The organism is Enterobacter cloacae complex sp. 2015409 (genome assembly GCF_041365315.1).
Taxonomy (GTDB): domain Bacteria; phylum Pseudomonadota; class Gammaproteobacteria; order Enterobacterales; family Enterobacteriaceae; genus Enterobacter; species Enterobacter pseudoroggenkampii.
Window position 1 is genome coordinate 100,636 of record NZ_JBFTVM010000001.1, and the last position, 21,905, is coordinate 122,540.

Annotated in this window: 19 protein-coding genes; 10 read left to right on the top strand and 9 right to left on the bottom strand. The window is 58.5% G+C overall.

Annotated elements, in window-relative coordinates:
- Positions 1 to 10 precede the first annotated feature (10 nt).
- The 3 genes from iolC to iolB are packed head-to-tail and all read left to right on the top strand — an operon-like array spanning position 11 to position 3,651.
- The gene (gene iolC, locus ACDO57_RS00460; RefSeq protein ID WP_370883392.1) at positions 11 to 1,915 is read left to right on the top strand and encodes a 5-dehydro-2-deoxygluconokinase; all 1,905 of its coding nucleotides are present in this window, start codon (positions 11 to 13) and stop codon (positions 1,913 to 1,915) included.
- 11 nt (positions 1,916 to 1,926) lie between these two features.
- The gene (iolE, locus tag ACDO57_RS00465) at positions 1,927 to 2,817 is read left to right on the top strand and encodes a myo-inosose-2 dehydratase (protein ID WP_248165360.1); all 891 of its coding nucleotides are present in this window, start codon (positions 1,927 to 1,929) and stop codon (positions 2,815 to 2,817) included.
- Positions 2,818 to 2,826: 9 nt separating this feature from the next.
- Positions 2,827 to 3,651 carry a 5-deoxy-glucuronate isomerase gene (gene iolB / locus ACDO57_RS00470; RefSeq protein ID WP_370883393.1) on the top strand — a complete coding sequence of 275 codons (825 nt, stop codon included), beginning with the start codon at positions 2,827 to 2,829 and terminating at the stop codon, positions 3,649 to 3,651.
- Here iolB and ACDO57_RS00475 read toward each other — a convergent pair.
- Positions 3,617 to 4,831 carry an MFS transporter gene (locus ACDO57_RS00475; RefSeq protein WP_370883394.1) on the bottom strand — a complete coding sequence of 405 codons (1,215 nt, stop codon included), beginning with the start codon at positions 4,829 to 4,831 and terminating at the stop codon, positions 3,617 to 3,619. The two genes, iolB and ACDO57_RS00475, sit on opposite strands and share 35 nt — an antisense overlap.
- Positions 4,832 to 4,946: 115 nt before the next feature.
- Between ACDO57_RS00475 and ACDO57_RS00480 the strand changes: the two genes are divergently transcribed.
- On the top strand, positions 4,947 to 5,390 hold the full coding sequence (locus tag ACDO57_RS00480; protein ID WP_370883395.1) for a winged helix-turn-helix transcriptional regulator: 444 nt from the start codon (positions 4,947 to 4,949) through the stop codon (positions 5,388 to 5,390).
- A gap of 14 nt (positions 5,391 to 5,404) precedes the next feature.
- On the opposite strand, the gene ACDO57_RS00485 is transcribed toward ACDO57_RS00480, so the two are convergent.
- The 3 genes from ACDO57_RS00485 to ACDO57_RS00495 are packed head-to-tail and all read right to left on the bottom strand — an operon-like array spanning position 5,405 to position 7,908.
- Positions 5,405 to 6,148, bottom strand: a complete 744-nt coding sequence (locus ACDO57_RS00485; RefSeq protein ID WP_370883396.1) for an alpha/beta fold hydrolase — start codon at positions 6,146 to 6,148, stop codon at positions 5,405 to 5,407.
- 11 nt (positions 6,149 to 6,159) lie between these two features.
- Positions 6,160 to 6,627, bottom strand: a complete 468-nt coding sequence (locus tag ACDO57_RS00490) for a DUF6130 family protein (protein WP_370883397.1) — start codon at positions 6,625 to 6,627, stop codon at positions 6,160 to 6,162.
- Positions 6,628 to 6,678: 51 nt separating this feature from the next.
- Positions 6,679 to 7,908, bottom strand: coding sequence for an MFS transporter (locus ACDO57_RS00495; RefSeq protein ID WP_370883398.1), 1,230 nt, complete (start codon positions 7,906 to 7,908; stop codon positions 6,679 to 6,681).
- Positions 7,909 to 8,005: 97 nt separating this feature from the next.
- Between ACDO57_RS00495 and ACDO57_RS00500 the strand changes: the two genes are divergently transcribed.
- Positions 8,006 to 8,896: a LysR family transcriptional regulator gene (locus tag ACDO57_RS00500; RefSeq protein WP_370883399.1), complete on the top strand. Its 891-nt coding sequence runs from the start codon at positions 8,006 to 8,008 to the stop codon at positions 8,894 to 8,896.
- Here the strand turns inward: ACDO57_RS00500 and ACDO57_RS00505 are convergent.
- Positions 8,893 to 9,081 (bottom strand): YfgG family protein, encoded by a 189-nt coding sequence (locus tag ACDO57_RS00505; protein WP_021241815.1) that lies wholly within the window; start codon positions 9,079 to 9,081, stop codon positions 8,893 to 8,895. The two genes, ACDO57_RS00500 and ACDO57_RS00505, sit on opposite strands and share 4 nt — an antisense overlap.
- A 351-nt stretch (positions 9,082 to 9,432) precedes the next feature.
- On the opposite strand from ACDO57_RS00505, the gene ACDO57_RS00510 reads away from it, so the two are divergent.
- The gene (locus ACDO57_RS00510) at positions 9,433 to 11,673 is read left to right on the top strand and encodes an EAL domain-containing protein (RefSeq protein WP_370883400.1); all 2,241 of its coding nucleotides are present in this window, start codon (positions 9,433 to 9,435) and stop codon (positions 11,671 to 11,673) included.
- 4 nt (positions 11,674 to 11,677) lie between these two features.
- Here the strand turns inward: ACDO57_RS00510 and ppx are convergent, their stop codons facing one another.
- From ppx to purM, 4 genes are all read right to left on the bottom strand, one after another.
- Positions 11,678 to 13,216, bottom strand: coding sequence for an exopolyphosphatase (ppx, locus tag ACDO57_RS00515; RefSeq protein WP_024907553.1), 1,539 nt, complete (start codon positions 13,214 to 13,216; stop codon positions 11,678 to 11,680).
- Between the two features lie 3 nt (positions 13,217 to 13,219).
- Complete coding sequence (gene ppk1 / locus ACDO57_RS00520) at positions 13,220 to 15,280, bottom strand: polyphosphate kinase 1 (RefSeq protein WP_024907554.1); 2,061 nt, start codon at positions 15,278 to 15,280, stop codon at positions 13,220 to 13,222.
- 207 nt (positions 15,281 to 15,487) lie between these two features.
- On the bottom strand, positions 15,488 to 16,129 hold the full coding sequence (gene purN / locus ACDO57_RS00525; protein WP_032646794.1) for a phosphoribosylglycinamide formyltransferase: 642 nt from the start codon (positions 16,127 to 16,129) through the stop codon (positions 15,488 to 15,490).
- Positions 16,126 to 17,163 (bottom strand): phosphoribosylformylglycinamidine cyclo-ligase, encoded by a 1,038-nt coding sequence (gene purM / locus ACDO57_RS00530; protein ID WP_024907556.1) that lies wholly within the window; start codon positions 17,161 to 17,163, stop codon positions 16,126 to 16,128. Before purM ends, purN begins: the two co-directional genes overlap by 4 nt.
- Before the next feature lie 266 nt (positions 17,164 to 17,429).
- Here purM and ACDO57_RS00535 point away from each other — a divergent pair, with 266 nt between their 5' ends.
- The 4 genes from ACDO57_RS00535 to ACDO57_RS00550 all read left to right on the top strand — a co-directional run bounded on the left by ACDO57_RS00535 (position 17,430) and on the right by ACDO57_RS00550 (position 21,875).
- Positions 17,430 to 18,860, top strand: a complete 1,431-nt coding sequence (locus ACDO57_RS00535) for a 6-phospho-beta-glucosidase (protein ID WP_370883401.1) — start codon at positions 17,430 to 17,432, stop codon at positions 18,858 to 18,860.
- Positions 18,861 to 19,075: 215 nt separating this feature from the next.
- Positions 19,076 to 19,702 carry a uracil phosphoribosyltransferase gene (gene upp, locus ACDO57_RS00540; RefSeq protein ID WP_008501641.1) on the top strand — a complete coding sequence of 209 codons (627 nt, stop codon included), beginning with the start codon at positions 19,076 to 19,078 and terminating at the stop codon, positions 19,700 to 19,702.
- A gap of 86 nt (positions 19,703 to 19,788) precedes the next feature.
- Positions 19,789 to 21,078 carry a uracil permease gene (gene uraA, locus ACDO57_RS00545; protein WP_032675304.1) on the top strand — a complete coding sequence of 430 codons (1,290 nt, stop codon included), beginning with the start codon at positions 19,789 to 19,791 and terminating at the stop codon, positions 21,076 to 21,078.
- Positions 21,079 to 21,173: 95 nt separating this feature from the next.
- Positions 21,174 to 21,875, top strand: a complete 702-nt coding sequence (locus tag ACDO57_RS00550) for a DnaA inactivator Hda (protein WP_166792068.1) — start codon at positions 21,174 to 21,176, stop codon at positions 21,873 to 21,875.
- The last annotated feature ends 30 nt before the right edge of the window (positions 21,876 to 21,905 follow it).

Sequence of the window (21,905 nt, forward strand, 5' to 3'; positions counted from 1 at the left end):
AGGTATCAACGTGGAAAAGCAGTTTGATGTGATATGCATGGGCCGCGTGGCGGTAGACCTCTACAGTCAGCAGATTGGTGCCCGTCTGGAGGATGTGTCGAGCTTTGCCAAATACCTCGGCGGCTCGTCCGGCAACGTGGCGTACGGCACCGCACGCCAGGGCCTGCGCTCGTCGATGCTGGCGCGCGTCGGCGATGAACATATGGGCCGCTTCCTGCGGGAAGAGCTTAACCAGGTGGGCTGTGATACCAGCCATCTGATCACCGATAAAGACCGCCTCACGGCGCTGGTGCTACTCGGCATTAAAGACCGGGACACCTTTCCTCTGATTTTTTATCGCGATAACTGCGCGGATATGGCCATTACGGCCAGCGATGTGGACGAAAGCTACATTGCCTCCGCACGTTGTCTTGCCATCACCGGGACTCACCTTTCTCATCCTCAGACCCGCGATGCGGTGCTGACGGCGCTGGGCTATGCCCGCCGTCACGGCGTGCGCACGGTGCTGGACATCGACTACCGTCCGGTGCTGTGGGGGCTGACCTCCTTAGGCGACGGTGAAACGCGCTTTATCGCCGCCGATAAGGTCACCCGCGAGCTGCAGGAGGTGCTGCACCTCTTCGACGTCATTGTCGGCACCGAGGAGGAGTTTCACATCGCGGGCGGCAGCACGGAGACCCTGCAGGCGCTGGGGCAGGTGCGTGCCGTGAGTGACGCAACGCTGGTCTGCAAGCGCGGCGCCCTCGGCTGCTCGGTCTATACCGACGCCATTCCGCCCCGGCTGGACGACGGCCTGACGGTGACCGGCGTGCTCGTGGAGGTGCTGAACGTCCTCGGCGCGGGGGACGCGTTTATGTCCGGCCTGCTGCGCGGCTACCTGAACGACGAGGGCTGGGAGCAGGCGTGTCGTTATGCCAACGCCTGCGGCGCGCTGGTGGTCTCGCGCCACGGCTGCGCCCCGGCGATGCCGAGCAAAATCGAGCTGGATGACTATCTCTCCCGCGCTGCGAACGTGCCGCGCCCGGACCTCGACCCGCGTCTGAACCACCTCCACCGGGTGACCACCCGCCGCCGCGAGTGGCCGGAGCTGTGCGTGATGGCCTTCGATCACCGCAGTCAGCTTGAGGATATGGCGCTGCAGTGCAGCGCGTCGATCGGGCGCATTCCGGCGCTGAAGCAGTTGATCCTGCAGGCCAGCCGCGAGGCGGCGAGCCGTGCCGGGCTGGAGGGCAAAGCTGGCCTGCTGTGCGACGGCACCTTTGGTCAGGACGCGCTGAACGCCATCACCGGCGAGGGGTGGTGGATTGGTCGCCCCATTGAGCTGCCGGGCTCGCGTCCGCTGGAAATGGAGCATGGCAACATTGGCACCCAGCTCATCAGCTGGCCGCAGGAGCACGTGGTGAAGTGTCTGGTCTTTTTCCATCCGGAAGACGCTCACGGCCTGCGCCTGGAGCAGGAGCAGAAAATTGCCGAGGTGTATCACGCCTGCTGCCGGTCCGGGCACGAGCTGCTGCTGGAGGTGATCCTTCCCGCCAGCATGCCGCGCAGCGACGAGCTCTACCTGCGCGCCATCTCCCGCTTCTACAACCTCGGCATTTACCCGGACTGGTGGAAGCTGCCGCCGCTCTCCGCCGACGGCTGGACGGCGCTGAGCGAGATTATCGAACGTCGGGATCCGCACTGCCGCGGGGTGGTGATCCTCGGTCTGGACGCCCCGGCGGAACAGCTGCGCGCCGACTTTAAAGCGGCAGCGGGGCAGACGCTGGTGAAAGGCTTCGCCGTGGGGCGCACGCTGTTCGGCGATGCCTCCCGCGCGTGGCTGAAGCACGATATTGACGATGCGCAGCTGGTGGCGCGCATACGGGACAACTACCTGCAGCTTATCGCCTGGTGGCGCGAGCGCGGACACGCATAATGGAGACGACAATGAGTGTACAACTGGGCATTAACCCGCTGACGTGGACGAACGACGATCTGCCTTCTCTCGGCGCGGAAACGTCGCTGGAGACCTGTCTGAGCGAAGGGAAAGAGGCCGGTTTCGCCGGTTTCGAGCTGGGCAATAAGTTCCCGCGCGAAGCGCGCCTGCTTGGCCCCATCCTGCAGCGCCACGACCTGCAGCTGGTCTCCGGCTGGTACTCCGGCCGCCTGCTGGAGCGCAGCGTGGAGGAGGAGATTGCCGCCGTGCAGTCCCACCTGACGCTGCTGCGCGAGCTGGGGGCGAAGGTGCTGGTCTTTGCGGAAGTGAGCGGCTGCATTCACGGCGAGCAGCAGACACCGGTGCACCTGCGCCCGCGCTTCCCGCAGGCGCGCTGGAAAGAGTACGGCGAGAAGCTCACCGAATTTGCCCGCTACACCCAGCAGCAGGGAGTCCAGATTGCCTACCATCACCATATGGGCACGGTGATTGAGTCCGCCGACGACGTGGACAACCTGATGACCCACACCGGCGACGCGGTGGGGCTACTGCTTGATACCGGCCATCTGACCTTTGCCGGGGCCGATCCGCTGGCGGTGGCGCAGCGCTGGGCGTCGCGCATCAACCACGTTCACTGTAAAGACGTGCGCGCCGACGTGCTGGCGGACGTGAAAAACCGTAAAACCAGCTTCCTCGACGCGGTGCTGAGCGGCGTCTTTACCGTGCCGGGCGACGGCTGCGTCGATTATCCGCCGATTATGCGGCTGCTGAAGGCGCAGGACTATCACGGCTGGCTGGTGGTCGAGGCCGAGCAGGATCCGGCCATTGCCCATCCGCTGACCTACGCCCGTCTGGGGTATAACAATCTGAGCCGTCTGGCGCGCGACGCCGGACTGATTTGAGGAGGTGACATGTCACGTCTGTTATCACGCTGGCAACAGCCGAACGCGGAGGGGCGCACCCAGTCCGTCACGCCGGAAAGCGCAGGGTGGGGGTACGTCGGCTTTGAGGCGTATGAGCTACAGGAGGGGCAGACGCTGACGCTGCCCGCCGTCCGCGAAGAGCGCTGCCTGGTGCTGGTGGCAGGACGCGCCTCCATCAGCACGCCTTCCGCGCAGTTTAACGACATCGGCGAGCGGATGAGCCCGTTTGAGCGCATCAAGCCGTGGGCGGTGTACGTCACTCCGCAGGAGACGGTGCAGGTGAAGGCGCTGACGACGCTGGAGCTGGCGGTCTGCGCTGCGCCGGGCAAGGGCACCTGTCCGACCCGGCTGATTGCGCCGCAGGATATCGACGCTGAGGCGCGCGGCAAGGGCCACAACCAGCGCTACGTGCACAACATTCTCCCGGAAGACAAGCCCGCCGACAGCCTGCTGGTGGTGGAGGTCTGGACCAACGAGGGCTGCACCAGCTCGTACCCGAGCCACAAGCACGACACGGATAACGCGCCCCAGGAGACGTATCTGGAGGAGACCTACTACCATCGCCTCAATCCGGAGCAGGGGTTCTGCATGCAGCGCGTCTACACCGACGACAGAGCGCTGGATGAGTGTATGGCGGTCTATAACCGTGACGTGGTCATGGTGCCGAAGGGCTACCACCCGGTGGCGACGATGGCCGGGTATGACAGCTATTACCTCAATGTGATGGCGGGGCCGGTGCGCAAATGGATGTTCACCTGGGAGGAGGACCACGCGTGGATTAATCGGGATTATCCCGCGGATGGTGGTAGCTAACGCGGGTTAGCCACCAGAACACCAGCGCCAGCAGGCTGACCGAGGCGCCAAGCAGGCAGACGCCCGGCCAGCCGGCAAAGGCATACGTCATCGTCGTGCCGAGTGCGCCGAGCCCGCTGCCGGCGGCATAAAACAGCATGTAAAGCCCGACCAGCCTGCTGTGCGCCTCGGGACGGGTGCGAAAGATCATGCTCTGGTTGGTGACGTGCAGTGCCTGTCCCCCCAAATCGAGCAGTATGATGCCGATAAGCATGATTCCGAGTGAACGGTCCATCAGCGACAACGGCCACCATGCCAACAGCAGCATCACCAGCGCCGCGGCGCTGGTGCGTTGGGCATATCCCCGATCGGCCCAGCGTCCTGCCCGGCCAGCCGCCAGCGCCCCCACCGCGCCTGCCAGTCCAAACGCGCCAATCGCGGTATGCGAGAAGCTAAAGGGCGGGGCGCTCAGCGGCAGCACCAGCGCGCTCCAGAAAATGTTGAACGATGCAAACATCAGCAGCGCCAGCACGCCGCGTATCTGCAGCACTTTTTCCTGCCGCAACAGTGTAAGCATTGAGCCAATCAGCCGCGGGTAGCTCATCGTGGCAGTGACGGCTGGCAGAGTGGGGAGCCTCCACCACAGCGGTAACGCAATGATGAGCATCAGCGCGGCGGCACACAGATAAACCCCGCGCCAGCCCGCGATATCGCTGATGCCGCCAGCAAAGACGCGCGCGAGCAGCAGACCCATGAACACGCCGCCCTGCGCTGCGCCGACAACGCGGCCTTGTTCATGCGGCGACGCGGCGCTGGCGGCGTAGGCAATCAGCCCCTGTGTCATGGCCGTACCCAGCATACCGGTCGCAAGCATACTGAAAAGCAGCGCCGAGGGGGACTGTGCCAGGCTGACGGAAATCAGCGCAACCACCAGAGCAATCAGCTGTATTGCCATCAGCCCTCGACGATCCACTTTGTCACCCAGAGGAACCACAAGCAAAAGAGCCAGCGCGCAGCCAATTTGTGTCGCGGTCACCACGCCACCCACGGCCGCATGGCTGATGCCGAAATCGTTCGCCAGCGCGTCAAGCAAAGGCTGGGCGTAATAGACATTTGCCACGCTTAAGCCGCTGGCGGTGGCGAACAGCCAGACCATGCTGCGCTGCATGTCGGCTGAAGGAAGGGCTGACGTCAGTGACATATTCAAAATCCTCGTCAGTGATAACCTGGTTTTAAAATGAAACTGGTTGAATGCTAGGCTATGTAGTTTTAAAATGCAACTGGTTGTGGGGTGGCCTTTGCGAGGAAAACAGGTAATGTCCCGAAATACGGTAAAAGAGGAATATTGTCCCGTTGCCCGCAGCGTTGATCTGATCGGGGATCGCTGGTCGCTTCTTATTGTGCGCAATGCGTTTGACGGCATGACGCGCTTCGGGGATTTTCAGCGTAGCCTCGGGGTGGCGCGCAACATCCTTTCTGACCGGCTTCGCAAGCTTGTAGATGCGGACATCCTGACGTTACAGGGGGCATCAGACGGTACGGCGTATCAGGAATATGTCCTGACCGACAAAGGTGAGAGCCTTTTCCCCGTGGTCGTGGCGCTGCGTCAGTGGGGAGAACAGCATCTGTTTGCGCAGGGCGAGCGCCACTCGCTGTTGGTCGACAGGCGAACGGACAAGCCGGTTCCCTTTATGGCGCCAGCAGCGCAGGACGGCACTGCGCTGCTGCCTGGGGATACGGAAGTGCAGAAAGTTGAATAAGGCCGCCGCTGTTGTTAATTGCTCCTGATCGCCTGCTCAATCGTGCGGGCAACGATGTGCGGCTGGCTCAACATCGACACGTGGCTCGCGGCCACCTCTGCGGTTTTCGCATGGATCGTCTTTGCCATCGCACGCTCAAGATCGGGGTTGATCATTCGGTCATTCTTGCTGACCACAAACCAGCTCGGTTTATCATGCCACGCCGCGTGGGCGACCTTTTCACCAAACGCCTCGGCCTTAATCGGCCCCTGCGTCGCTGTAATCGTGTTTTGAATGTCTGGCGTCACATCCGGCGCGAAATCCTTCCTGACGGCGTCCGTTGGCAGATATAAATAGCCGTCCGCCGTTTTGGCAATGCCCGCGCTGCCCGGCGGCGCAGGGAATCTTTCTGCCAGATCCGCCGTCGACTGACCGGAATCCGGCGCGAACGCCGCCACATACACCAGTGATTTTACTCGCGCATCGTTGCCTGCTTCGCTAATCACGGTGCCGCCCCAGGAGTGACCCACCAGTACGACATCGCCCTGGGCGCGCTCGATGGCTCGTCGCGTGGCGGCAACGTCATCTTTTAGCGACGTGAGCGGTAGCTGGACGGCAATGACCTCTGCGTGCTGTTTCTGCAACAGGGTAATGACCTTATTCCAGCTGCTGCCGTCGGCAAATGCGCCGTGTACCAGCACGACGCTGGTTTTGCTCTGTGCAAAGGCGCTGGCGGAAAGCGCCAGCAGGCCTGCCGTCAGTACAGACAGTGCTTTCATTATCAGATTCCTTAAAAATGGTGGACCGCCGCGTGGGGCGGTACGGTGAATTCAAGGGTTTTGTGGTCGAGCGGCCTATGCGTCGGGTCGGCCAGAATAATAGTCACCTTGTGTTTACCGGCGGGCAGCCCCACCAGGATCACCGGCTCTCCGCTGGCGTCAGCCCAGTGCCACGGCGCGTCATCCACCACTACGTGAATGTGACCGATGCGCGGGGTAACCTTGAGCGCTTCGGGGCCGAATACCGGCTCGATGCGCAGGTTTTCGGCACGGTACTGGATAAACACCGCGCCTTTGCTCAGCGGCCCGGCAAGCGGCGGATCGACGATCAGTTTTGCAGGCGGTTGCGGCTGCGCCAGCGGGGCAACGGCGGCGGGGCCGTTAACGTCCGCGGCGCTCAGATTGTCCAGCGGTGTGGCCTGGACACGTGCTACAGATGTCAGGACAAGCAGGGGGAAAAGTACATAGCGACGAATCATTGCTCTCTCTCCTCATCGGTTCTCAATGGCGACAGGGAAAGAAAACCATTTTTATGTATCGGAGATATTTGCCGGAGGGGGCGTTTTGTACCCGTTTGTCACCGTGGCCCGCGGGATACAGTGCGATACACTTTGCCTTCCGGGACGGCGCACAATGGCTACCGCCAGCCCGGCAATCACCAGCGTCAGCCCCGTTGAAACCCACATTGCACCCGCGATCCCCAGCGTTTTATTCAGCCACGCATAGGCAAACGGCGAGGCTGCCGCCATCAGCTGGCCGGGGATAAGCAGCATGCCGGTGCGACGGGCATAGCTTTCCGCGCTAAACAGTTCCAGCGGCAGCGTGGCTTTCACGATGGTGACCAGCCCGTTGATGGCGCCATAGCCCAGCACAAAACCGGCCGCGCACCAGACAAACTGGGAACTGCTTAGCCCAACCAGAAAGCAGAGCGGCATGGCGAGCGCGGTGAAAAGGGTCAGCCTGAACGGCGTTAAGTGTGCGCCTGCCAGCACCTCCATAGAGCGAGCGCCCGTCTGGCCGATCCCCCACAGCATGCCGATGGCGGCCGGCAGGCCGAAGTGGGCAATCAACTCCGGCAGATGGGTGGAGGTGCCGTTAGAGACAAAGGTGATGAAGGCAATGAAGGCGGCATAAAGCCAGCCGTTGCGCCGCTCGTTGTGCAGAGGCGGCGCGGCGACCTTTGTCGTTACCGTCAGCCGCTGACGGGGGAGCGTTCTTATCAGCGCCGCGCTCAGCAGGCCGAAGAGAGCATAGACGCGCAGCGCCTCCTGCCAGCTCATCACCTGAAGCAGAGCATCGCCCAGCGGCCAGAAGACGGCGGAAGCCAGCCCACCCGCCAGCGTGACGCGTGAGATCGTTCTTCGCGCCTGCTGTCCGTAAAGATTCACCAGCGCGGCGAATAGCGCATCGTACAGCGACAGGCGCATTCCTACGCCGGTGACCAGCCAGGCGCAGTACCAGCCAAATAGCGTTTGGGTATACGCTATCCCTGCGCAGCTTGCGGCGATCAGCAGCGTGCCGCTCATCACCACCGTCTGACCGCCAAAGCGTGCCAGCAGGCGGGCCACAAAGGGGGAAACCGCCGCCATCACCAGCATCGCCAGCGTCAGGCCGAGGTAAATCTGCGGTGACGACCATCCCCGGTCGGCTGCAATGGCCAGCGCAAAGGTGCCGGGCATATAAAACGAGATCCCCCAGTTGATGAGTTGATTACATCCCGCCATGAGGGCGAGGCGGCGTGGCAGGGCAGGTGTTTCCATTATTTTTCATTCCGCTATGCAGTTGTCCTGAGCATAACGGGCGCGGTATTGTGCTGGCAGGGCCGTAACCTTATGCGCGGTATAAGAGAAACTTTGAATGACGACGCTTAATCTGGGCTATCTCGCCACCTTCCGTCTGGTGATCCAGCGCGGCAGCTTTTCAGCGGCAGCGGACGTGCTGGGCATTTCACAGCCCGCCGTCAGCCTGCAAATACGCCAGCTGGAGCAGTTTCTGCAAACGCGGCTGGTAGAGCGTACCGGGCGTGGGATTAAGGCGACGGCCGCCGGGCAGGCTTTGCTGACGCATGGGGAGCGTATTCAGCAGGCGGTGGATGACGCCATCCGGTCCGTGAGTGCGTTCAGTCACGACGTGAGCGGCACCATTACGCTTGGCACGGGGGCAACGGCCTGCATCCATCTTCTCCCGCCCCTGCTGGAGCAGCTGCGCCGCGACTATCCGCTCCTGAGCGTGGGGGTGACAACGGGCAACACCCTCGACATCGTCAGGGCCATCGAAGAGAACCGTCTCGATGTGGGTCTGGTCACGCTGCCGGTGAGCGGCAGAGCGCTGGACGTCATGCCGGTGATGGACGAAGAGTTTGTGTTTATCGCCTCGCGGGAGCAGCAGGATGTTTTCCGGGATTTCACGCCGGAGGCGCTGCACGCTCATCCGCTGATTGCCTTTGAATCAGGCAGCGGGACCCGGGCGCTGATCGATGGCTGGTTTGCAGCCAGTGGATTGGCGATCGCGCCGGTGATGCAGCTTGGCAGCATCGAGTCGATCAAACGCATGGTTCGCGCGGGGCTGGGCTACAGTATTGTGCCGCGAATGGCGGTCGAACAGGATGTCGATCGTGAAGGGCTATGCGTGATGTCGCTGATGCCCATGCTGCAGCGGCAGCTGGCGGTGGTCATGCGGCAGGATAAAATCCTCAGCAAAGGGATCGCGGCCCTTATTCGGCTCGTGCAACATCCTTTGGCGGTTTAGCGGTCAGCTGTGTCGACGGTCAGGCTGGATTGCTGCGACTGGGTTTTATCCTGATGGTGGTACCAGGCGCCAATCGAAGAGTAAACGAAGCGGCCAAAGAAAAACAGGAAGCTGATGAGCAGTATGATGCGGGTCATTCGGGTGTTAAATCGATGTCGTTTGCGCATACGCGTGACCTGACTCACTCTGTTTTTCCTGGGTAAGCCCTTTTGGGCGATAAGGATATTAAGGCACAGCGGGAAGATGGGGTCAATTCTGTGATGTGTAAATAACCGTCAATGTTTACATTAATTAATGTTATTGAGATTAATTAATACATTTACCATATTGATAATATGAAGAAAATAATTGTAGAAAAATGTCGCAAAACGTTATTTGCGTAAAGTAGTTTGATTTATGTCAACGGATTCCTGGCCCTGATATTTAAAATCCTTCCTCCACACTGTTCGCCCGGCACGCTGCCGGGCGGGACGTACGTCAGGTCGGATGCCTGTCTTTATTTCCCTCTGGAGCGATAGGGGTTTAACCGGGCATCTATGAACATTCTCGCTTTCCTGAAAAAAAATGAAAACCGCTGGTGGGCATTGCCGCTTATTTTACCGGTGGTTTTACTTCCCGTGCTGAGCATTGCGAATACGCTCACGCAGCTGGGCGACGGCATTGTGGCACTCTATTATTTACCCCTCTCATTTTTGCTTTCGCTGATGATGTTCTTTGGCCTGGAAGCGCTGCCCGGGATCGTATTGTCACTGTTTATCCGCTATTACCCCTCGGTCGGGATGTTTGAAACCATCGCCGGCGTGCTCCATTTTATCGTCCCTTTAGTGCTCAGCTGGGGCGGCTACCGGGTGTTTGCGCCCAGACGGAATATGACCGCGTACGGCGACATCCGGCTGATGGCGCAGCGCATCTTCTGGCAGGCCTTCTGCCCCGCGACGCTGTTTCTGTTGCTGTTTCAGTTTGCGGTGTATTTAGGCGTGTATGAGAGCCGCCAGAGCCTGGCGGGATTAAACCCTCTTAATATTCGCACGCTCATCAACTACCAGGCGCTGCTGGTCAGCGGACTGACGGGCGTGCCGCTGAGCTATCTGCTGATCCGCCTGATTCGTCATCCGCGCTATCTTAAAAGCCTTATCTCGCAGGTCCGTTCCCAGATAGACAAAAAGGTGACGATCGTTGAGTTTATGGTGTGGGCAATCGCGCTTGGCGGGCTGCTTTCGCTGCTACTGCTCCCGATGAATGAAAACAGCTCCATTTTTACCACCAACTACACCCTGTCGCTGCTGATGCCGGTGATGCTCTGGGGCGCGATGCGTTTTGGCTATAAGCTGGTGTCGCTGATCTGGATACCGGTGCTGCTGGTGTCTATTCACTATTTTTACCACTATATCCCGGTGAACCAGGGGTATGACATTCAGCTGGCGATCACCTCTTCCAGTTACCTGGTCTTCTCGTTTGTGGTGATTTATATGTCGATGCTGGCGACCCGGCAGCGCGCGGTGAACAAACGCTCCCGCAGGCTGGCGCTACTTGACCCGGTCGTCCATATGCCTAACCTGCGGGCGCTGTCGCGCGAACTGGCGAAAAACCCGTGGTCGGCTCTCTGCCTGCTGCGCATTCCGGAGCTGGAAATTCTGGGACGAAATTACGGCGTGTTGCTGCGCATTCAGTACAAACAGCAGCTGGCGCAGTGGGTGAATGGCCCGCTCCAGCCCAATGAGCAGGTGTATCACCTGACCGGGTACGATATGGCGGTACGACTCAATGCGGAATCACACCAGCAGCGGATTGAAGCCCTGGACGAGCATATCAAACAGTTTCGCTTTGTCTGGGACGGGATGCCGCTGCAGCCGCAGGTGGGCGTGAGCTATTGCTATGTCCGCTCCCCGGTTAACCATCTTTATCTGGTGCTGGGCGAACTGGGCGTGGTTGCCGATCTGTCGCTCTCCTCCAACCATCCGGAAAATCTTCAGCAGCGTGGGGCCATCCATTTGCAGCGCAGCCTGAAGGATAAAGTCGCGATGATGAGCCGCCTGCAAAAGGCACTCGATAACGACGAATTCGCCCTGCTGGTTCAACCCGTTCGCGGCCTGCGTGGCGATCGCTATCACGAAGTTCTGCTGCGGATGCCGGATATCAACGGGCTATTGATCTCCCCCGACCAATTCCTGCCCGTCGCGCAGGAGTTTGGTCTCTCCTCGCGGGTGGATTTGTGGGTGCTGGAGCATACCCTGCGCTTCCTTGCAGCGCATCGTGAAACACTTCCCGGTCAGCGCTTTGCCATTAATCTGGCCCCGTCGACCGTGTGTCGGGTGCAGTTCCCGCTTGAGGTAAGTCGCCTGCTGGCAAAATACGCCATTGAGCCGTGGCAGCTGATTTTTGAGGTGACGGAGTGCAGTACCTTCGGCAGCGGGGAGCAAGCGCTACATATTCTCCAGCAGCTGCAGAAAATGGGGGTGCGCATTGCGATTGATGATTTTGGTACCGGGTATGCGAGCTATGCGCGGCTGAAAAGCGTGGATGCCGATATTCTCAAGATCGACGGCAGCTTTATCCGCAATATCGTCAATAACAGCCTGGATTATCAGATCGTGGCGTCTATCTGCCATCTGGCGCGCATGAAGAAGATGCTGGTGGTGGCTGAGTATGTCGAGACGGAAGAGATACGTAGCGCGGTTCACGCGCTAGGTATCGATTATGTGCAGGGCTATCTGATTGGCAGGCCGGCACCGCTTGAGTCACTGCTGGAAGCTGAGACGTCCTGCGCGGACGCCTGAGCCGTTACGCGGCGACGTCGGCGCTCTCTTCTTCAATTTTGAGCAGCCAGCCGGTGACCGCTTCCCAGTATTGCTGCTCTTTTTCCAGGTCCAGCAGGACCAGCGCGTTCTGGCTGAACCAGTCGTGCGGGAAGCTCAGCGTCCAGTGATGATCGTCAGTTTTAAGCTTCAGCGTGGGCGGCGTGGTGGTGGCCTGGCGCTGGTTATTGAGCAGCACGCCCAGGCGCAGCAACTGAATAAGCGGCAGGAACTGCTTCTTCTTGAACAGCGTGAAGCGCGGCAGATCGTCGAGCTTGATGGCTTTTCGGTGATAACGCACCAGGGTCGCCATCATGGTTTGCTGCTCCTGGTTGAAGCCAGGCAGATCGCTGTTTTGCAGAATGTAGGCCGAATGGCGATGCATTCCGCTGTGGTTGATGTTCAGCCCCACCTCGTGCAGCATCGCGGCCCATTTTAACAGCGCGGCAAGCTGCGGGTGTGCGAGCTTCGGATTCTGTTCTTCCCACTGTTCGTACATCTGCACCGTGGTGTCCAGCACGCGCTTCGCCTGCTCGCGGTCGATGTTGTACTGGTTGGCCAGGCTTTGCGCGGTGCGGCTGCGAATATCCTGATGGCGGAAGCGGCCTTCCATTTCGTACAGCACGCCTTCACGCAGCGCGCCGTCGGAAAGGCGCAGCTCTTTAATGGCGAGGGCATCAAACACGCCGCAGAGAATAGCCAGCCCCGGCACGAAGACCGCCTTACGCTCATCTGAAAGACCCGGCAGGCTTAAGGCGTCAAAACTTTTATGCTTCAGCACTTCTTCGGTCAGCAATGTCAGGCGTTCAGGCGTGATAAACCCGTCTTTTTCACCCATCGCCAGCAGCACTTCATGCGCCGCTTTAATGGTGCCTGACGCGCCCAGCGCCACGTTCCAGCCCTGAATTCGGTACTGCCAGGCCAGGTTTTCCAGCTTCTGGACGGCCGCCATACGCGCACGCTGGAAGTTCTCGCGGGTGATGGTGCCGCCCGGGAAATACATCTGCGCGAAGCTGACGCAGCCCATACGGCGGCTTTCCACCAGGCGAGGCTCAAAGTCTTCTCCGATCACCAGCTCCGTTGAGCCGCCGCCGATATCGATAACCAGCTTGCGCCCTTTTTCCGGCTGGGTGTGCTCAACGCCCATGAAAATCAGACGCGCTTCCTCGTTGCCGGAGATGATCTCAATCGGGTAGGGGATCACTTTTTCAGCTCGCTTGAGGAACTCCGGCGCGTTCAGCGCCTGGCGCAGTGTGTGGGTGCCCACAATGCACACGCTGGAGGGCGAGAAGCCCTGCAGGCGTTCAGCAAACAGCGACAGGCAGTTTAACCCACGCTCCATTGCCTCTTCGCTGAGCATGCTGCGTTCATCAAGGCCATCCGCCAGGTGCACGCGCTGCTTCAGACGACCGATGATCTGGAGCGCGCCATCCACCTCACGGGCGATGACCATGTGGAAACTGTTAGAGCCAAGATCGACCGCGGCGAATTCCTGCGGGCGTGGGGTCTTATCATTTATCGGCATAGGTTAATCGGGTTGCTCGAGTGATTTGATATAGTCGTAAATCGCCAGTTGCGACCGCACTTTGCGGCGGTTGCCGCGCGGTACATAGCGGTTACTGAGTTCTTTGTCGATATAGCGTGCTTTCACGGTATCGCTGAACAGAATCTCGATGATGTCGAGGATCTGCTGCTTCAGGCGCGGATCCAGCAGCGGTGCCGCGACTTCAATTCGGTAGTCAATATTGCGCGTCATCCAGTCTGCCGAAGAGAGATAGACCTGTTTATCACCCGCATTATCGAAAATATAGACGCGATCGTGTTCCAGGTAGCGGTCAACAATGCTGATCACGCGAATATTGTCGCTGATGCCTTCCAGTTCCGGGATCAGCGAGCACATGCCGCGGATCAGCAGATTAACCGGCACGCCGGAGCTGGACGCCGCGTACAGCCTGTCCACCAGCCCTTTATCAACCAGGTTGTTAAGCTTCAGCGTGATGCCGGACGACAGCCCTTTCTGGGCATTGGCGATCTCTTTATCGATCATATCGTACAGCAGACGGCGCGAGTTCTGCGGCGAGACCAGCAGATAGTCAAAGTTCACCGGACGGTACGGGTTCTCAATAAAGTTAAAGACCCGGCGCACTTCGTTAGTGATGCGGGCATCGGCGGTCAGCAGCGAGTAGTCGGTATAGATTCTCGCCGTTTTCTCGTTAAAGTTCCCGGTACCGATGTGGGCGTAGCGCACCACCTCGTCGCCCTCTTTACGGGAGATCAGGAACAGCTTGGCGTGAATTTTCAGCCCCGGCGCGGAGAAGATGACGTGTACACCGGCTTCCGTCAGACGACGCGCCCAGTGAATGTTCGCCTCTTCGTCGAAGCGCGCCTGCAGCTCTACCACCACGGTCACTTTTTTGGCGTTGTGCGCCGCGTGGATCATCGCATCGATGATGCGGGAATCTTTTGCCACGCGGTAGATGTTGATTTTGATCGCCAGCACGCTCGGGTCGAACGAGGCCTGACGCAGCAGCTCAAGCACGTGCTCGAAGGTGTGGTACGGATAGTAGAGCAGGACATCGCGTTCGCGGATGGCGTCGAATCCGTTGCGGAATTTATCGAACCACAGATGGCGCAGGCGCGGCAGCGGCTTGTTCACAAGATTGGCTTTGCCGACGTTCGGGAAGCCAATAAAATCTTTAAAGTTGTGGTAACGACCACCCGGTACGATGGAGTCATAGCGCGAAATGGTCAGTTTCTCGCGCAGCATTTCCACCATGGCGTCCGGCATATCGCGCTGATAAACAAAGCGCACCGGCTCGGCCGTCAGGCGCTGTTTCAGGCTGGACGACATCAGCTCCATCAGGCTGGCTTCCATCTCGTGCACCAGGTCATATTCGGCGTCACGGGTCATCTTCATCGAGTAGGCGTTTAACGCATCGTAATCGAAGAAGCCTTTGAAGATATCGTCCAGACAGTAGCGCAGGATGTTATCGAGCAGGATCATCGGCTTGCGTCTGCGCGGGGTTTCCGGCGGCAGGTTCACAAAGCGCGGCACCTTGTCGGACGGGATCTCCAGCAGCGCGTAGCGGATGGATTCACCGCGAATAATTTCCACGGCCAGATAGGTGTAGTCATCTTTCAGGAACTGCACCAGATCGGTTTCGCGGTTGATGAGAATCGGGGTAATGTGCTGGCGCAGGTACTGTTTAAAATAGTGGCGCAGCCAGTTTTGTTGGTTAACGGAAAGCTGACGTTCGTTAATCAGGAAGATTTGATTACGCGCCATCTCCAGCAGCAGTTCGTTATACAGGCCGTCAAATTCCTGATCGGCTTTCAACACGCGGGACTGGATTTTGCCCAGCAGGTGCCGCGAGTGCGAGTTTAGGCCCTGTTCTTCGCTGATGATGATGCGTCTTTTCAGCTCGGCAAAGCGAACCTTGTAGAACTCATCCAGGTTGTTGGAATAGATGCCCAAAAAACGCATGCGCTCGATCAGCGGGTTACTTTTGTCTGCCGCTTCCTGGAGTACACGTTCGTTAAATGCTAACCAGCTTAGCTCTTTCTCGATATATAACTTTTCCTGACCCATTACAGCTCACACTCCAGTTCAATCACAGGACGTGGTAAATCCGTCTCGTCCTTATTATGGCGAGCATTTCCACGATATGTCCAACAGTGCCAGAAAAGTATGACAGTTATTTTTTTTGTTGGGGATTTTAGAGGGTTGGAGAAGGGGATATCGGGTAATGCAATGAACAGGTCGGGTAAGCGCAGCTGCGCTACCCGACATAACAAACTACTCTTCCGCCGCATGACCTTGCGGGGGTAACTTCACGCCATCCAGCCAGGCTGCGCCGTCGCGCATTTCGAGACGCCCGTCGACAAACCAGCTTACCACCAGCGGGTAGATGGCATGCTCCTGGGTCTGCACGCGTTCGGTCACGTCTTCTTCGCTATCGCCGTCAAAGACCGGGACTTTTGCCTGCAGGATCACCGGACCGCCGTCCAGCTCGTCGGTAACGAAATGCACGGAGGTGCCGTGCTCCTCATCGCCGTTTTCCAGAACCTGACGATGGGTGTGCAGGCCGGGATATTTCGGCAGCAGGGAAGGGTGGATATTCAGCAGACGTCCGGCGAAGTGTTCTACAAAAGCCGGGCTCAGAATACGCATATAGCCCGCCAGTACGACCACGTCCGGTGCGTAGGCATCAATCTCATGCACCAGCTCGCGGTCAAAGGCTTCACGCCCGGCGAACTGGCTGGCTTCCAGCGCGTGCGCAGGGATGTTCGCTTCCCGCGCGCGCTCAAGGCCGAACGCGTCGGCCTTGTTGCTGAAAACTGCCCGAATGGTGCCATTGATTTTCTTCTGTTTGCAGGCGTCAATTATCGCCTGCAAATTGCTTCCGTTGCCGGAAATGAGCACCACGATGTTTTTCATTCAATGACCACACGCTGTTCGGAATCGGAGGCTTTAATCGTACCGATTTTCCACGCGTTTTCACCTTTTTCAGTCAGCAGCTTGACCGCTTTATCCGCTTCGCTTGCCGGCAGGGCGATAACCATGCCCACGCCGCAGTTAAAGGTGCGGTACATTTCGTGGGAGCTCACGTTGCCTGCGGTCTGCAGCCAGTTAAACACGGCTGGCCACTGCCATGAGGATTCGTCGATCACCGCCTGGGTGTTGTCCGGCAGGACGCGCGGGATGTTTTCCCAGAAGCCGCCGCCGGTCAGGTGAGCGATAGCGTGAACGTCGACGTTCTCGATAAGCTCAAGCACGTTTTTCACGTAGATGCGGGTCGGGGCCAGCAGATGGTCAGCCAGCGGTTTACCGTCAAGCTCGGTCGTCAGCGGGTCACAGCCGCTCACTTCGATGATTTTACGCACCAGGGAGTAGCCATTGGAGTGCGGGCCGCTGGAGGCCAGCGCGATCAGCACATCGCCATCGGCCACTTTGCTGCCGTCGATAATTTCTGATTTTTCTACTACACCGACGCAGAAGCCCGCGACGTCATAATCTTCGCCGTGATACATGCCCGGCATTTCCGCGGTTTCACCGCCAACCAGCGCACAGCCAGACTGCAGGCACCCTTCGGCGATACCGTTGATCACGCTTGCCGCGGTATCTACGTCCAGTTTGCCGGTCGCGTAGTAATCGAGGAAGAACAGCGGCTCTGCGCCCTGAACCACCAGGTCATTCACGCACATCGCGACCAGATCGATACCGATCGTGTCGTGACGCTTTAAATCCATCGCCAGGCGCAGTTTAGTGCCTACACCGTCAGTTCCCGAGACCAGAACAGGTTCACGATATTTTTGCGGCAGCGCGCACAGTGCGCCGAATCCACCCAGACCACCCATCACTTCCGGGCGGCGGGTTTTTTTCACCACACCTTTGATTCGGTCAACCAGCGCATTACCTGCGTCAATATCAACACCGGCATCTTTGTAGCTGAGAGAAGTTTTGTTGGTCACGGCTTAAATCCCCACGCGATTGCATAGCTAGTAAGAAAAATCGGCGCAATTCTAACAGTCCAGGCAAACGTTTGCGAGCCTATTCTGGACGTAGGGATCTTTTTTTACGCGCAGCCTGCCAGTGCGCCCAAACTTGCGTCTGTTCACGAAAATGAAACCGGTTTCGGTATTCTCCTTGCAACGCGAAACGGCTTTGCACATCATTCAACTGAAACCGGTTTCTGTAATTGTTTTTGCAGAAAATAACGCAGAATGAGGGAAAGTGAATGTCAGGATTTAAAGCAGATTTTCTGTGGGGCGGTGCGGTTGCGGCGCACCAGCTCGAAGGCGGCTGGAAAGAGGGCGGCAAGGGGGTGAGTGTGGCCGATGTGATGACCGCAGGCGCGCACGGCGTGCCGCGTGAAATCACCAACGGCGTGCTGGACGGGAAAAACTACCCTAACCATGAAGCCATCGATTTCTATCACCGCTATAAAGAAGACATCAAACTCTTTGCCGAGATGGGGTTCAAATGCTTCCGCACCTCTATTGCCTGGACGCGGATCTTCCCGAAAGGCGACGAGCTTGAGCCGAACGAGGCAGGCCTGAAATTCTATGACGACCTGTTCGACGAGTGCCTGAAGCACGGCATCGAACCGGTTATCACCCTGTCTCACTTCGAGATGCCGTTCCATCTGGTCACGGAATACGGCGGCTGGCGCAACCGTAAGCTGATCGACTTCTTCGTTCGTTTTGCAAAAGTGGTTTTCCAGCGCTATCAGCACAAGGTGAAGTACTGGATGACCTTTAACGAGATCAACAACCAGGCCAACTTCCACGAAGACTTTGCCCCATTCACCAACTCGGGGCTGAAGTACGCGCCGGGCGAAGATCGCGAGCCGGTAATGTTCCAGGCCGCGCACTATGAGCTGGTGGCCAGCGCGCTGGCGGTGAAGGCGGGGCGCGAGATTAACCCGTCCCTGCAGATCGGCTGCATGATTGCCATGTGTCCTATCTATCCACTGACCTGCGCGCCGGACGATATGATGATGGCGATGAACGCCATGCACCGCCGCTACTGGTTCACCGACGTGCACGTGCGCGGCAAGTACCCGCAGCATCTGCTTAACTACTTCGAACGTCGCGGCTTCGCGCTGGATATTACCGAAGAAGATAAAGCGGCGCTGACGCAGGGCTGCGTGGACTACATCGGGTTTAGCTATTATATGTCCTTCGCCACCAAGGCGACTACGGACAACCCGCAGCTGGATTACGACGAGAGCAAGAGCCTGGTCTCTAACCCGTACGTGCAGAAATCCGACTGGGGCTGGCAGATTGACCCGGTGGGGCTGCGCTACTCCCTCAACTGGTTCTGGGATCACTACCAGCTGCCGCTGTTTATCGTTGAGAACGGCTTTGGCGCAATCGACGTGCAGGAGAGCGACGGCACGGTGAACGACCAGTACCGCATTGACTACCTGGCTGCCCACATTCGCGAGATGAAAAAAGCGGTGGTGGAAGATGGCGTAGACCTGATGGGCTATACCCCGTGGGGCTGTATCGACCTGGTGTCTGCCGGTACCGGTGAAATGAAAAAACGCTACGGCTTTATCTTTGTCGATAAAGATAATGAAGGCAACGGCACGCTGAACCGCAGCAAGAAGAAGTCGTTCGACTGGTATAAGCAGGTGATTGCGAGCAACGGGGATAACCTGTAATTGTCGGGTGGCGCTAACGCTTACCCGACCTACAATACACGTAGGCCCGCATAAGCGCAGCGCCACCGGGCAGAACCCGCACCCAAGCCGGAACTCAGCCTCCGGCTTTTTTGTCTTTGCTTGATCCCTGTCAAGCAACATGGGTATGGCCTAATCCGAAAAAAGCGGTATAATCCCGCGATTTTTTTGCGGATGCCATTCAGAGGAGAAAGAGAATGAAGATTGTGGAAGTGAAACACCCACTCGTTAAACACAAGTTGGGCCTGATGCGTGAGCATGACATCAGCACGAAGCGTTTTCGCGAACTGGCCTCTGAAGTCGGCAGCCTGCTGACCTACGAAGCGACCTCCGATCTGGAAACGGAAAAAGTCACCATCGAAGGCTGGAACGGCCCGGTGCAGGTTGAGCAGATCAAAGGTAAGAAAATTACCGTTGTGCCAATCCTGCGTGCCGGTCTCGGCATGATGGAAGGCGTGCTGGAGCACGTGCCAAGCGCGCGCATCAGCGTGGTGGGGATCTACCGTAACGAAGAAACCCTCGAGCCAGTTCCTTATTTCCAGAAGCTGGTGTCCAACATCGACGAGCGTATGGCGCTGGTGGTTGACCCGATGCTGGCAACCGGCGGTTCAATGATTGCCACTATCGACCTGCTGAAAAAAGCGGGCTGCAGCAGCATTAAAGTGCTGGTGCTGGTTGCGGCACCGGAAGGGATCGCGGCGCTGGAAAAGGCGCACCCGGACGTTGAGCTGTATACCGCCTCTATCGACCAGGGTCTGAACGAGCACGGGTACATCATCCCGGGGCTCGGCGATGCCGGCGATAAGATCTTTGGTACGAAATAATCGAATAACGATAAATAAGCCGACTTTGATAGTCGGCTTTTTTTTGAATAAAACACCAACAACGATACTACTCAGAGGAAAACACTATGACGCGCCGTGCTATCGGGGTGAGTGAAAGACCGCCGCTTTTACAGACTATCCCGCTTAGTTTGCAGCACCTGTTCGCCATGTTTGGCGCAACCGTGCTGGTGCCAATCCTGTTCCACATTAACCCGGCTACCGTGCTGCTGTTCAACGGCATCGGTACGCTGCTGTACCTCTTCATCTGTAAAGGCAAAATCCCGGCGTATCTTGGGTCGAGCTTTGCCTTTATCTCTCCGGTGTTATTGTTGCTGCCGCTGGGTTATGAGGTCGCGCTGGGCGGCTTTATCATGTGTGGCGTGCTGTTCTGCCTGGTCTCCTTCATCGTGAAGAAAGCCGGGACCGGCTGGCTGGACGTGATGTTCCCACCAGCGGCGATGGGCGCCATCGTGGCCGTCATCGGTCTCGAACTGGCGGGCGTGGCGGCGAATATGGCCGGTCTGCTGCCTGCTGACGGCCAGTCACCGGATTCCAAAACCATTATCATCTCGCTGGTGACCCTGGGCGTAACGGTGTTTGGTTCCGTGCTGTTCCGCGGTTTCATGGCGATTATCCCGATCCTGATCGGCGTGCTGGCGGGCTACGCGCTCTCCTTCGTGATGGGCGTGGTGGATACCACCCCGATTGCCGAGGCGCACTGGTTCGCGCTGCCAACCTTCTACACGCCGCGCTTCGAATGGTTTGCGATTTTCACCATTCTGCCTGCGGCGCTGGTGGTGATTGCGGAGCACGTCGGCCACCTGGTGGTAACGGCGAACATCGTTAAGCGCGATTTAATCCGCGACCCGGGTCTGCACCGCTCCATGTTTGCGAACGGTTTTTCCACCATCATCTCCGGTTTCTTTGGTTCTACGCCAAACACCACCTACGGTGAAAACATCGGCGTGATGGCGATTACCCGCGTCTACAGCACCTGGGTTATCGGCGGCGCGGCGATCATCGCCATTCTGCTCTCCTGCGTCGGTAAGCTGGCGGCAGCGATTCAGATCATCCCGGTTCCGGTGATGGGCGGCGTTTCTCTGCTGCTGTACGGCGTGATCGGTGCCTCCGGTATTCGCGTGCTGATTGAATCCAAAGTGGATTACAGCAAGGCGCAGAACCTGATCCTGACCTCGGTGATCCTGATTATCGGCGTGAGCGGCGCGAAGGTGCACATTGGTGCGGCCGAGCTGAAAGGCATGGCGCTGGCGACCATCGTCGGCGTGGGCCTGAGCCTGATTTTCAAGCTGATCTCCGTGATCCGTCCGGAAGAGGTGGTGCTGGACGCTGACGAAAACGAAAAAGCGTCACACTGATCCTATAACCGGGTGGACGATCCGCCCGGTTCTCTCCTTGCAGGTTCCGTGCTAAACTCCGTTCCGATTTTATGTAAGATCTGGTTGAGGTACTTCTGAACGGACCGGCACAGCTCTCTCTGCCACTCTATCTCCCTGACGACGAAACTTTCGCGAGTTTCTGGCCGGGTGATAACCCCTCTTTACTGGCTGCACTGCAAAACGTGCTGCGCCAGGAACACAGCGGATACATCTATATCTGGTCACGCGAAGGCGCGGGGCGCAGCCACCTGCTGCATGCCGCCTGCGCGGAGCTTTCGGCGCGCGGCGATGCGGTAGGCTACGTGCCGCTGGATAAACGTACCTGGTTCGTGCCTGAGGTGCTTGAGGGAATGGAACATCTTTCGCTGGTGTGCATTGATAATATCGAATGCGTGGCGGGGGATGAGCCGTGGGAAATGGCGATCTTTAACCTCTACAACCGCATTCTGGAATCGGGGAAAACCCGGCTGCTGATCACCGGCGATCGTCCGCCTCGCCAGCTGAATCTGGGACTGCCGGATCTGGCGTCTCGCCTGGACTGGGGCCAAATCTACAAGCTCCAGCCGCTGTCGGATGAAGATAAGCTTCAGGCGTTACAGCTGCGTGCGAAGCAGCGCGGGTTTGAGCTGCCGGAAGACGTGGGCCGTTTCCTGCTTAAACGACTGGATCGCGAAATGCGCACGCTGTTTGATACGCTCGATCAGCTCGATCGCGCCTCCATTACCGCCCAGCGCAAGCTGACTATCCCGTTTGTGAAAGATATTCTCAAGCTTTGAGCTTTTTGCCCGGTGTCGGCTGCGCCTTAC